This is a genomic window from Lysinibacillus sp. UGB7, assembly GCF_049058285.1.
GTDB classification, from domain to species: domain Bacteria; phylum Bacillota; class Bacilli; order Bacillales_A; family Planococcaceae; genus Lysinibacillus; species Lysinibacillus sphaericus_B.
In genome coordinates, this window is the sequence record NZ_JBMGUV010000030.1 from 1 (window position 1) to 12667 (window position 12667).

11 protein-coding genes and 1 pseudogene are annotated in these 12667 nt (G+C 38.4%); 9 read left to right on the plus strand and 3 right to left on the minus strand.

What is annotated here, in order from left to right:
- Together ACOMCU_RS21415 and ACOMCU_RS21420 are read right to left on the minus strand one after the other, a co-directional pair.
- Window positions 1-728: pseudogene (locus ACOMCU_RS21415) on the minus strand (collagen-like protein); the annotation flags it as partial.
- A gap of 482 nt (window positions 729-1210) precedes the next feature.
- Entirely contained in the window at window positions 1211-2287 is a 1077-nt protein-coding gene (locus tag ACOMCU_RS21420) for a glycosyltransferase (RefSeq protein ID WP_421051334.1), read from the minus strand.
- 193 nt (window positions 2288-2480) lie between these two features.
- Here ACOMCU_RS21420 and ACOMCU_RS21425 point away from each other — a divergent pair, with 193 nt between their 5' ends.
- The 6 genes from ACOMCU_RS21425 to ACOMCU_RS21450 all read left to right on the plus strand — a co-directional run bounded on the left by ACOMCU_RS21425 (window position 2481) and on the right by ACOMCU_RS21450 (window position 9014).
- Complete coding sequence (locus tag ACOMCU_RS21425; protein ID WP_421051335.1) at window positions 2481-3443, plus strand: YncE family protein; 963 nt, start codon at window positions 2481-2483, stop codon at window positions 3441-3443.
- Complete coding sequence (locus tag ACOMCU_RS21430; RefSeq protein ID WP_010857354.1) at window positions 3440-4123, plus strand: response regulator transcription factor; 684 nt, start codon at window positions 3440-3442, stop codon at window positions 4121-4123. Before ACOMCU_RS21425 ends, ACOMCU_RS21430 begins: the two co-directional genes overlap by 4 nt.
- On the plus strand, window positions 4120-5508 hold the full coding sequence (locus tag ACOMCU_RS21435) for a sensor histidine kinase (RefSeq protein WP_421051336.1): 1389 nt from the start codon (window positions 4120-4122) through the stop codon (window positions 5506-5508). Before ACOMCU_RS21430 ends, ACOMCU_RS21435 begins: the two co-directional genes overlap by 4 nt.
- 3 nt (window positions 5509-5511) lie before the next feature.
- Window positions 5512-6030, plus strand: coding sequence for a FixH family protein (locus ACOMCU_RS21440; protein ID WP_010857356.1), 519 nt, complete (start codon window positions 5512-5514; stop codon window positions 6028-6030).
- A 121-nt stretch (window positions 6031-6151) separates the two neighbouring features.
- The gene (locus ACOMCU_RS21445) at window positions 6152-6721 is read left to right on the plus strand and encodes a TetR/AcrR family transcriptional regulator (protein ID WP_010857357.1); all 570 of its coding nucleotides are present in this window, start codon (window positions 6152-6154) and stop codon (window positions 6719-6721) included.
- A gap of 103 nt (window positions 6722-6824) precedes the next feature.
- Window positions 6825-9014: a YhgE/Pip domain-containing protein gene (locus ACOMCU_RS21450; protein WP_010857358.1), complete on the plus strand. Its 2190-nt coding sequence runs from the start codon at window positions 6825-6827 to the stop codon at window positions 9012-9014.
- A 441-nt stretch (window positions 9015-9455) separates the two neighbouring features.
- Here ACOMCU_RS21450 and yhfH read toward each other — a convergent pair whose 3' ends face one another.
- Complete coding sequence (gene yhfH, locus ACOMCU_RS21455) at window positions 9456-9581, minus strand: protein YhfH (RefSeq protein WP_010857359.1); 126 nt, start codon at window positions 9579-9581, stop codon at window positions 9456-9458.
- A 142-nt stretch (window positions 9582-9723) separates the two neighbouring features.
- Here yhfH and ACOMCU_RS21460 point away from each other — a divergent pair, with 142 nt between their 5' ends.
- The 3 genes from ACOMCU_RS21460 (at window position 9724) to ACOMCU_RS21470 (ending at window position 12660) form a co-directional block, all read left to right on the plus strand.
- Entirely contained in the window at window positions 9724-10716 is a 993-nt protein-coding gene (locus tag ACOMCU_RS21460; protein WP_010857360.1) for a lipoate--protein ligase, read from the plus strand.
- 256 nt (window positions 10717-10972) lie between these two features.
- Window positions 10973-11677, plus strand: a complete 705-nt coding sequence (locus tag ACOMCU_RS21465; protein WP_010857361.1) for a response regulator transcription factor — start codon at window positions 10973-10975, stop codon at window positions 11675-11677.
- Complete coding sequence (locus tag ACOMCU_RS21470) at window positions 11677-12660, plus strand: sensor histidine kinase (RefSeq protein ID WP_421051337.1); 984 nt, start codon at window positions 11677-11679, stop codon at window positions 12658-12660. The genes ACOMCU_RS21465 and ACOMCU_RS21470 overlap by 1 nt, the downstream gene beginning before the upstream one ends.
- The last annotated feature ends 7 nt before the right edge of the window (window positions 12661-12667 follow it).

Below are 12667 nucleotides of genomic sequence, written 5' to 3' on the forward strand. Positions count from 1 at the left end.
CCTGTAACGCCAGTAGAGCCTGTAACGCCAGTAGAGCCTGTAACGCCAGTAGCCCCAGTAATACCAGTAATACCAGTAATACCAGTAATACCAGTAGGACCTGTAGCCCCAGTAATACCAGTAGGACCTGTAGCGCCAGTAGCCCCAGTAATACCAGTAGGACCTGTAGCCCCAGTAGCACCGGTAGAACCAGTAGCGCCAGTAGCCCCGGTAATACCAGTAGGACCTGTAGCCCCAGTAATACCAGTAATACCAGTAGGACCTGTAGCGCCAGTAGCCCCAGTAATACCAGTAGGACCTGTAGCCCCAGTAGCACCGGTAGAACCAGTAGCACCGGTAGAACCAGTAGCCCCGGTAATACCAGTAGGACCTGTAGCCCCAGTAGAACCAGTAGTGCCAGTAACCCCAGCAATACCCGTAGCGCCAGTAGGACCTGTAGTTCCCGTTTCACCAGTAGCTCCAGTAGAGCCTGTAACGCCAGTAGCCCCAGTAATACCAGTAATACCAGTAGGACCTGTAGCGCCAGTGGCCCCAGTAGCGCCAGTAGGACCTGTAGCCCCAGTAGCACCAGTCACCCCAGTAGAGCCTGTACTGCCAGTGGGTCCTGTTATTCCAGTCGGTTTGACTGGCCAAACTGGGCATCTTTGAACTGGTCCATTATGACAACAACAAGGATAAGAATTACAATTGTTACAAATTTTATTTATATTAAAATCTTGGAATTTCATTATTTCACCTCCTCTCTCAAGTATCGTATTCATATAGTTGATAGAAGGAAGGGATTATTAACTACTTGTTTCTCTAAATATCTACCAAATAGTGATATTGGTACTTCCATATATTTTATGTGTCTAGTGTTTACTTACTGACTTTTCAAAAAAGCAGGGAAAGACGAAGAGAACCGTGGAAATTATTGATAGGGCATTTTATTGAAAGAATTTTAAAAGAAATGTACTGAGATATTTAAACAAGGGGGATTATGAGAGATGGGGTTTACTGATAGTAAACCTCTTATGAATTGATTAAATCATTGAAAATTTTGGGAAATAGAGATGGCCCGGAAAAGTTTTGGAAATCAAGTGTCATCATAAACGCGGAAAAAGCAGACATTCTGATACTACCTAATAAAAAAAAGATGACTTAGCTAAGCTACAGTCATCTATCCATAATTTACGTTGGTACTCGCATTTATAATGAAGGCAGAAGGTTTCTAACTTTCCTTTTTTAAAATACGCTCAAAATAGTTCTTGTTAAACAAAATTTTCTTGTCATTAGGTAAGAACGTTCTTGCCAATTCATTGTGGGCATTCGCTAGTTCGTATTGTTGTAATCGATCATAGAGGACACATAGTTGTAAATGGGGTAACCAAGTAGTGAAGGATTTATCTTGAAAAGGTGCATTCGGTTTTTGTATGATTACAAGCGCTTGTTCGTACCAAAAAATGGCCTCATAATTTTTTACTTGTTCCATAAAGTGAAAGCCCAATCTACAGCATGCTTCAGGTCGCGGGATGTCGTATTCAAAACTCCTCAAGATAGAAGTCAGGTTATTTTCTTTGTCATTTAAATTAGAGTAACAATCTGCTAATTTAAAGCAGGCGCGAATATTATCTTCAATCCACCCCAATTTAGATGTCAGAAATTGCTCATAATAAAATATTGCCTCTTCATAATGACCATGGTCCAATAATTCGTTGGCATAATAGAAAGTATCACGTGGCGAGAGGGATTCTCCAGATTGAACAAGTTGTTTATAGATACTAATATTCCGAGTGTGATCATGGCTTAGGGGTAAATGGCTTACTGCCACATCACTGTCATACAATGTTCCGCCCACTTCTAAGTATTCATGTACTGCACCAATCCATTGAAATTGTTTATCTCTTTTAACTAAACGATATCTTCTTAATAGTGAATTAACGTTTCCTTCATCATCGAAACTCAAATTATAGTTCATAGAGATTGCATCACTATCAGCGGGAAATGAGTCTTTCAGTGTTTTGAATTTTTTTTGGTCTTCTTCTGTAAAAACATCATCTGCATCTAACCAAAGAATGAATTCCTTAGTAGCTTGCTGAAATGAAAAATTTCGAGCAGCAGCAAAATGATGAATCCATTCAAAATCAAAAATACGATCCGTAAACTGTTCAACAACTTGCTTGGTATTGTCGGTAGAGCCTGTGTCTACTATATTAATTTCATCAACTAAATCCTTTACTGATTCAAGGCATCTACCAATGACCTCTTCCTCATTTTTTACAATCATACATAAACTTATTGTCACCATTTTGTGATTCCTCCTTGCAATAATCTTTGTAGTATATGTGAATTTAGATTTTCTGCTTAGATATGTGCTTATTTGATGCTGTTCTATATAAAAATTTGTAGAATTTGCTGGTTATGTTTGTCATAAATTTACCTTTCAAGTTTCACGCAGATTTCACAATTGTGAAGTATAGTATAGGACAGAGGTGATGACGTTGAAAAAATGGTCGTTCTTCATTTTTTCTTTAGTGCAAATTGCATGGCTAGCGGGATGTTCGGAGAAATCCTTTGAACCAATTGAACGCGAACGGAACTTTATTGCGTCACTAAATATACAAGAGCCATCGCTAGATTTTATAGATGAACATGGGAATGTGATTGCAACGTGGTCATTTGACAAAGCCTATTCAGGAGCATTACTACTCGGAGATGATCGTGTGTTACTATATGGTCATCAACTAGACAAAATAGATGTCTATACGTTATCGACCGGGAAAAAGCTCTATTCAAAAAAGGTAAATATTGGTACAACAAGTGTGTATTATGCTAAAAATGTTAACCAATTTTTTATTGCGAATAGCAAAATGAATACTGTGACAAGCTTTGATGAAGAAGGAAATGAGCTTGCATCACAGCAGCTGGGTAATTATCCGATGTCGATGGCTTCCTATAAGGACCAGTTATATGTAATCAACTATAAAGACACGAAACTTTCTGTGTTAGCAATCGAGGATTTATCGGTAAAGCAAGAATGGCCAATTGAAAAATCATCACATGGTATAGCAATTCTTGAAGAAACAAATGAGCTATGGATTGGTGGACATGGAGAAGGAAGTAAGCCAAATAGTTCAGTGAAGCGCTATGATTTAACGACGGGTGCAGTGAGAGGGGTAATTGAGATGCCTTTAATGCCAGTCGGGTTAACAAAGACAGAGGACAATGTATTAGTTGTTAGTCATGGCCACAACGAATTATATGTAACCGATTTTCATGGAAATGTGGAATGGCACCAAGAGGTTGGCGCAAACCCTTTTGTTGTGAATCAGTTTAATGACTACATTGTTGTCGCTGGTTATGACGACCATACTTTATATTTTATAAAAGAGGGTCAAGTTCAAAAAACAGTTGATGTTGGGAAAGGCGCATTTCAATTGTTAGTGAGGGAGGAAAAATTGTGACTACCGTATTAATTGTTGATGATGAGCAAGATATGCGTAATTTGATTGAAATGATGCTGGGTAATTCTAAAATTGAGACCTTTACAGCTGCGAGTGGGACAGAGGCTTATGATATTATAGTGCGCGAACAAATCGATTTGGTACTACTTGATGTAATGATGCCACATGAGGATGGCTTTGTTGTTTGTCAGAGTATTCGTGCGATGTCCGATGTTCCGGTTATTTTCCTTACGGCACGAGATGCAAATGAGGATAAGGTGAAAGGGCTTACACTTGGTGGCGATGATTATATTGTAAAGCCATTTACAAATGACGAGTTGGTAGCACGAATACATGCGGTATTGCGAAGAAGTGGGACAAATATTACAGATTTACAACAGAAATATGTAATGTTTGGGCTAATTAAGCTCGATGAAATTGCACGTAAAGTATCGGTAAATGGTAAAGTTATTCCCCTTACATTAAAGGAATTTGAATTATTGCATTTATTTATGAAAAATCCAGGCAATGCGTATTCACGAGAACAATTACTTGAGCGTATTTGGGATATTGACTATGTGGGTGGAACACGGACTGTTGACACCCATATTAAAACGTTACGCTTGAAGCTTGGAAAGGAAGCAGCGGGGCATATTCAAACCGTCTGGGGAGTTGGCTACCGTTTTGATCCAGGCGAATGAAAAGGATTTCTACACGCATTTGGTTATTAATTTTTGCATTTTTAATCATTACGGTTGTATTTATGTATGTGCTAACAGACTTTTTGTACGAGCAACTCTATGTGGAAGATACGGAAAGTACGATGATTGAAGTAGGAACTAAGCTACAAACGATGTATTCAAGTGGCAAGGTAACAGATGAATTTATTGCAGATGTAGAACATTACAATGATTATTCCAATTTAAATATTTTTGCTGTGCGGAATCCACGTGAGCTTAGTGCTTGTGTACCGTTTGATATTGACTATGAAACACTGATTGGTGCAGAGGAACGTCAACAATTATTAGCAGGCGAATATGTACAAAAGATTGGTTATGAGCCAAGGTTTGATCGCCAACTTATTTCAGTTGTCTTACCCTTAGTAGATCAAAACAGATTAGAGGGCATCATTTATATTTATTTTCCACTAGCAAAAATTAGTGAACTGGCAAGTCAAGAGGTCATCCTACTATTTGTCAGCGCCTTTTTCTTTTTAATCGTTATTAGCTTCTTTGTCTATAAGGGCTTACGACATATCATGCGTCCATTAAGTGAACTGCAAACAGCTGTCGAACAGATGTCGTACGGTAATTATGAAACACGGGTACCGGTTAATTCAAGTGATGAGATTGGCAAACTATCAAGCACTTTTAATGACATGGCAGAAGCGATCCAGCGTGAAGATGAGATGCAAAAGACTTTTTTAGCAACGGTTTCACATGAATTACGTACACCCATTAGCTATGTAAAAGGGTATAGTGAAGCAATGCAAAAAGGAATTATTGCAGAAGCACAAAAAGAAGAAACGATTCAGCTTATCGTGCGTGAAGCAAACCGGATGGAACGATTAACCAATGAACTTCTTCAGCTTGCACGAATGGAAAATGAACAAAAAGAAATTACTCTATATCCAATTCCCCTTGCGGAAACTTTACGGGAAGTACAGCAAATTTTAATTCATCAAGCTCAAAAAAAAGATATTACTCTACAACTTACAGCGGATGATTCATTGATTGTTAAAGCAGATGAAGTAAAGCTCAAGCAAATTTTTATAAATATTATTGAAAATGCCATCAATTATTCGCATGAACAGTCGAAGGTTGAAATTACAGCAGTTGAAAATAATGAATTTGCTCACATCACAATCAAGGACTATGGTATTGGCATTCCACTGGCAGATTTATCTCATGTCACAGAGCGTTTTTATCGTGTGAACAAAGCACGGAGTCGAGCAGACGGGGGCAGTGGACTTGGCTTGTCAATTGTCGAACAGTTATTAAAGCAACTGTATGGAAAAATAGAGATTGAAAGTGAAGTAGAAAAAGGTACAAAGGTCAACATTACGATACCATTAATGGAGGAATAGAAAATGAAGAAATGGTTGTTTGCATTAATAGCAGTACCGGCATTACTAGTAGGGTGTGGGGACAAGAAAGAACCAGCAGCTTTACCGGAACCAGAAATGCCTCAAATGTTGGAAGTTGAAATTTTAACGCCTAAAGAAGTCGCAATAAATGAACCAATTGAATTGGCGGCTCATGTTGTACAAGGCGGAGAAAATGTTGATGATGCAGTAGTAGAATTTGAAGTTTGGGAATCTGGTAAGCGTGATGAAGGGCAAATGATTGATGGGACCTTAGAAAAAGATGGAGTTTACAAGGCAACAACAACATTTGACCATGACAGTGTATATTATATGTTTGCACATACAACGGCTAATGGCATTCATAATATGCCGAAGCAACAAATTACTGCTGGTACACCTGATATGACAAAAATATTGCCAGAAGATGAAAAAACAGATACAAATATGATGGAACATGGCAAAAGTACATCGAATGATGCAGACCAAGGTGAAGATGAAAAAAATGAAAAAAATCATCATTAAATGCTTGCATTATTTTTAAAATAGGAATATGATAATGACCAGATGACCGAAATGGTTTTCTGGTCATTTTAATTTCCGTGTACAAAAGATGTATATAACCCAACAGGAAAGGATGTCACAAATGGATCGTAGGCAGGAAATTCTTGAAGCCGCTGCAAAATCCTTTACGTTGTTTGGCTATAAAGCAACAACAATGGAGCAAGTAGCGAAAATTGCCAATGTCGGTAAAGGAACAATTTATACATTCTTTGCGAATAAAGAGATTTTATTTCAAGAGATTGCTATGTCACTTGTACAAGAGATGAAGGCAGAAGCGGATGCGGTGTTGGATTCATCAGTAAGCTTTATGGACAATGCGCATAATGCTTTAATGAAAATGCTTCAGTTCCGTGAAAAACATCTTTTATTTGCGAAGTTAATAGAGGAAGAGAAGGAGTTACGCACTCCAGCAGTTAAACAAGTATTAATTCGCATCGAATCCGAAATATTATCATACGTAGCAGCTTTAATTCAAAGACGTATTGATAAAGGTGAGATACGAGATTGTGATGCCGAATTGGTAAGCTATCTGTTGTTAAAGGCGTATTTGGCGTTTATTGTCGACTGGCATGAGTTACATGACGACAAAATCCCAGAGGAAAAGATACTGAATCTTTTTAAGGAAACAATCTTTCGAGGACTAATTCTTTAAGAAAGAATCTACAAATTTTGCAAACTGTGAGGTTTGAGATTTTTTTTGCAGGAAATTGACCAAATGACGTTTTCGGTCAAAATGTATAGGAGTGAGAAAAAACATGATTAAAGCTGAATGGCTGAAAATCCTCAAAACAAGAAAAATGCTTGTTTCGATTATCGCTGTATTATTCATCCCTGTCATGTATGCAGGAATGTTTTTATGGGCGTTTTGGGATCCATATGCAGGCTTACCTAATTTACCAGTAGCGATAGTTAATGAAGATACTGGTGCGGAAATGGATGGAGTTAAGTTAGATTTAGGGGATAGCTTAGTCGATAAGCTTGTCGATAGCGAGCAGTTTAACTTTATTGAAGTATCAAAAGAAGAAGCAGAAAAGGGTTTAAATGGTCGTGACTATTACATGATCCTTGAAATCCCAACAAATTTTTCTGATCATGCAACAACATTATTAGACGACAAACCTTCTAAACTAGTAATCAATTATATTCCTAATGAAGGTTTAAACTTCCTTGGTGCACAAATTGGTGAAACAGCAATGGATCGTGTACGTGCAGAAGTAAATTCACAAGTTTCTGCTACATATGCAGAAAAATTATTTGATTCCATTGCAACATTAGGTGATGGCTTTACAGAAGCAGCTGATGGTTCTGTTAAGTTAGATGAAGGTGCGAAAAAAGTAGCGAATGGTGCCAAAGATTTAAAAGGCTATCTGGAGCAACTAGCATCAAGTACAATCGAACTTTCTAATGGTACAGACAAAATAACAAAAGGTGCTGGTCAAGCAGCAACTGGGGCTACTGAATTATCAACTGGTCTTGTGAAATTACAAGATGGTACAGTGCAGCTACAAAAAGGTGCACAACAAGCAGCAACAGGTGCAACAAATCTTGAACAAGGCCTATCTCAATATACACAAGGTGTAGCTAAGGTAGAAGCGGGTCTTACAACATTAAATGAAAAGCAACAACAAATCATTGCTGGGACAGCTTCTGTTGCTGAGAGTGCGGGTACATTAAACGGTGCAGCTAATCAGTTAACAACTGGCTCTGCAAAAGTAGAAGCAGGTCTCACTGCTTTAACAGCTCAATTACAAAGTGCAATTGCTTCAATGCCAGAAGAGCAAGCTGCGGCATTAAAACAAACACTTGCAGAGCTACAAGCAGGAAGTGCAAGTGTGCATAACGGCTTAAATTCATTAGCAAGCGGTACAGAAAAATTACAGGCCGGCGCAAACCAAGTAAATTCTGGCGCAACACAAATTGCTGCAGGTCAAGCAGATGTCTTAGCAGGTGCCAATTCATTATCAGCAAAAAGTAATGCATTAGTTGAAGGTGCAAAAAATTTACAGGCTGGTAACGCAACACTTGCCAATAAACTAGGTGAACTAAATGCTGGTGTAAATACAGCAGTAGCTGGATCGAAAACATTGGCATCTGGTTTAAATGAATTAGCAACTGGCTCAACAACATTAAACAAAGGTACAACAACGCTTGCTTCTAAATCTGGCGAGCTAGCAGATGGTTCTTCGACATTAGCAGAAGGCTCAACTGAACTTGCAGATGGTACAGCAACATTATCAAGTAAGTTAGGCGAAGCAAGTGAAAAAGCAAATGAGGTACACGCTAATGACGACACATATGATATGGTCGGTAGCCCAGTAGAAGTTGATAAAGAATCTGTGAACCATGTACCAAACTATGGTACAGGATTCTCTCCTTACTTTATCTCACTTGGTTTATTCGTTGGTGCATTACTAATTTCAATTGTATTCCCACTTGTTGAACCAGCCATTCGTCCGAAAAACGGCGCATCATGGTTTACAAGTAAAGTGACTGTATTAGCAGTAGTTGGTTTGATTCAATCTTTATTAACTGTTGCTATAGTAAAATGGGGCTTAGGTCTTGAAGTGCAAAATTTAGGATATTTCGTACTCTCAGCTCTATTAACAAGCTTTGTTTACCTAGGTTTAATTCAAATGCTTGTTTCCATTTTCGGTGATCCAGGACGATTCATGGCAATCGTTGTATTAATTTTACAATTAACAACAAGTGCTGGTACATTCCCACTTGAATTGATTCCAGAGCCATTACAAATATTCAATAAATTATTACCAATGACTTACTCCGTTCAAGCATTTAAAGCAAGTATATCCACTGGTGATATGTCTTACTTATGGCAAAACTATGGTATGTTATTTGGATACATGGCTGTCTTCTTAGCTATTACTTTCGGTTATTTCATGCTATTACACACAAAACGTTACTCAAAAGTAGCGGAAGAGAATTAATAATAGCGTTTTTGCACTCACCATAACTATGGTGAGTGCTTTTTTTATGGCTGAGGGGTGATGCTGTGGGTCTTGGATGGGGTAACGGGGCGTATTGGGTAATCGTACTTACCGCTCAGGTGGAGTGTAGGGGCGCTCGGGAAGTGAGGAGCTTACCATTCAGGTGGGGTCCAGTATCGCTCAGGAGCGTCCGATTACCGTTCGTAAAAGCGTGATTAACACTCAGGTGTTAGTGGTGACCTCTCCGGTAAGCGGAAAGATATCTCAACTTAGTGAGGCTGGGGTAGGCAAAACTAAAAAACAGCAGCCGATATGAGCGTATCAGCAGCTGTTTTGTAAGTGTAAGAGATTTAATTAAGGGTTCATCAAAAAATATGATGAGAGGTGTCATTATTATTACGTGTGGGGCACGTATATGACGATCACAGAATAGGCAAATGCTTATAGGCAGTTACATTTTTCACAAGTGTTGCTGTAGCATTCGCTTTGTTCATCGATTTTTTCACCGCATTCTGTGCATTGCTTTGCAGGTAAATTCTTGAAAAATTCAACTACGTTTTCTAACATTGTGGTCTCCTCCTTTAAGTTCATCTGTACTATTACTGTTTTGATATTTCCTAGTGTATTATAACAGATGCGTTTCGTCAACACAAAATGCCTAATTTACGTTAAAATAAATATGGATATTTTGTGAAGGAGGAAACGCGATATGATTTTCGTTGACAATAAAGGGATTCATGATCCACGCATTAACCTTGCTATTGAGGAGTATTTATTAAAAACAATGGACATTGAGAAGGAGCCGGTGCTGTTATTCTACATAAATCAGCCCTCCATCATTATTGGTAAGAATCAAAATACAATTGAAGAGATTAATACAGATTATGTGGAGGATAATGGCATTATTGTGGTACGCCGTCTTTCAGGTGGTGGTGCTGTGTATCATGATCTTGGGAATTTGAATTTTAGCTTTATTACAAAAGATGATGGCGATAGCTTTATGAATTATAAAAAATTCACACAGCCAGTTGTTGACGCACTTGCAAAATTAGGTGTTAATTCTGAATTATCAGGTCGTAATGATATTTTAGCGGAAGGACGCAAAGTATCTGGAAACGCACAGTTTTCTACAAAAGGCCGTATGTTTAGTCATGGTACATTAATGTTTGATACAGAAATTGACGCAGTGGTCTCGGCATTGAAAGTTAAAAAAGATAAAATCGAATCAAAGGGCATTAAATCGATTCGTTCACGTGTAGCAAATATTTCTGAGTTTTTACAAGAACAGATGACAGTTGAGGAATTCCGATTAGAAATCTTAAAATCCATCTTCGGTGGTGAAGAGAATATTCGCTATTATGAGTTAACAGAGGAAGATTGGTCCAATATCCATAAACTTTCAGCAGAACGATATCAAACATGGCAATGGAATTATGGTAAGTCTCCACGCTTTAATATTCAAAAAACACATCGTTTCCCAACAGGGGGCATCGATATTCGCTTAGAAGTCAATCACGGCATTATAGAAGAAGCACATATTTTTGGTGATTTCTTCGGTGTAGGTGATATGGAAGATGTAGAACAACGTTTAGTTGGGACAAACTATGACCGCACTGCACTTGCTGAAGCATTAGCAGACATTGATATTCCAAAATACTTCGGTGGTGTCACAACAGAAGAGTTTTTACAGTTAATCTATTAAGAAAAGCTGCCGGGGGAGTTGACTAACGCCCTTACCTCCAAAATATTTTAGCTGATGCTGTAGACTTTCGTTGCAAAGTCTTTTGCAGCTGACAGCAAGCATCTTTCAGTGTAGAAACTTGAGGCAAGATTACATTTTCTCCCCAGTAGAAATATCTGGCTGTCGCTTAACAGTCGTTACAGAAAAAAGGTTCGTTGGCAATTATGTCGTCGAACCTTTTTTTGGTACAATATGATAGAGAGAAAGGAGTGTAGATATGGAGAAGCATCGGATATTCATTGTCGAGGATGATGTAAAGATTGCATCATTGCTCGCGGAAACGCTTAGAAAATACCAATACGAAGTTGAAACAATCCAAGACTTCGATCGGCTCATTGATGAGTTTACAGCTTTTAATCCACATATGGTATTGCTTGATATAAATTTACCAGCATATGACGGCTACTATTGGTGTCGTCAGTTGCGTCAATATACAACATGTCCAATCATTTTCATTTCGGCGCGCTCTGGCGAAATGGACCAAATTTTTGCGCTTGAAAATGGGGGCGATGATTTTATTACAAAGCCATTCAATTATGAAATTGTATTGGCTAAAATCCGAAGTCACTTGCGCCGTACATATGGTGAATATGCTGCGAGACAAGAAGAACGAACGATAAAACAGGGGCAGCTTGTATTACATTTAGAACGTATGGAGCTGCATAAAAATGATTTAGAAATTCCACTGCAAAAGAAAGAGTGTATCATTCTAGAGCTTCTCATGGGACAGGCACCAAAAGTAGTGACGCGTGAGCAATTGCTGGAGGAGCTTTGGGATGATCAGGCATTTGTAGATGAAAATACATTGAATGTAAATATGACGCGAGTACGTAAAAAGTTAGCTGATTATCAGATTTCGTCTACGATAGAAACAGTTCGTGGTGCGGGCTACCGTTTTATTTTAAGTGCTGGTGAGCTGTAATGAGCTGGAAATTATTTTTGCGAGATTATGCATCATTTTTCATCTTCCAGCTCTTATTAGTCGGTTTTATCATGGTGTTGTACTGGCTAGATGGCTTTCGGAATGTCGATACTGCTATTTACTCAGTCAGTATTAGCTTGGTGTTGTTGTGCTCATTTTTATTTGTTCGCTATTTAATGCGCCAAAGCTATTTGATGAAAATATCACAGCTCCCTAAAACGATGGAAGATGTACTTCAAAAAAATGCAAAAACACCAGAGGCTGGGCAAACAGAAAAATATATGCGTGAGCTCTATCGACTGTATCAACATGAACTGCATTCGTTGTATGCCAGCCAAAAGCGACACGATCAGTTTATGAACCAATGGGTACATCAAATGAAAACACCGATTTCTGTCATTGAGATGTTGTTGCAAGATGAGCGCCCTCTTGACAAAAAGAATGTGCAAGAAGAAATTGATCGATTGCGCAGGGGGTTAGATATGGTGCTTGTTAATGCCCGATTGGAAAATTTCGAAGAGGATATGCAAGTAGAACAGGTAGCGTTAAAAACGATTGTGACTGCAACTGTTAATGAAAATAAACGTTTATTTATTACGAAACGTGTTTTTCCTGAAATTCATATTGAGGATGACATCATCGTAGCAAGCGATTCTAAATGGCTTCGTTTTATAATCGGACAATTCATAACAAATGCGGTGAAATATACATTTGAAGCGAATAAAAAAATAGTGATTTCTGCCATTAAAAAAGATGAACACATTCAGTTAGCAATCTGTGATGAGGGCATTGGTATTCCTGCTTCCGATCTTTCTCGTGTGACAAAGGCCTTTTTTACTGGTGAAAACGGACGTAAGACTGGGGAATCGACAGGTATGGGCTTATATTTAGCCAATGAAATATGCGAAAAGCTTGGTCATGAGTTAGACATTAAGTCCGAGATAGGAAAAGGAACGGTTATTACAGTCACATTTACGAATTAAGGGGGAG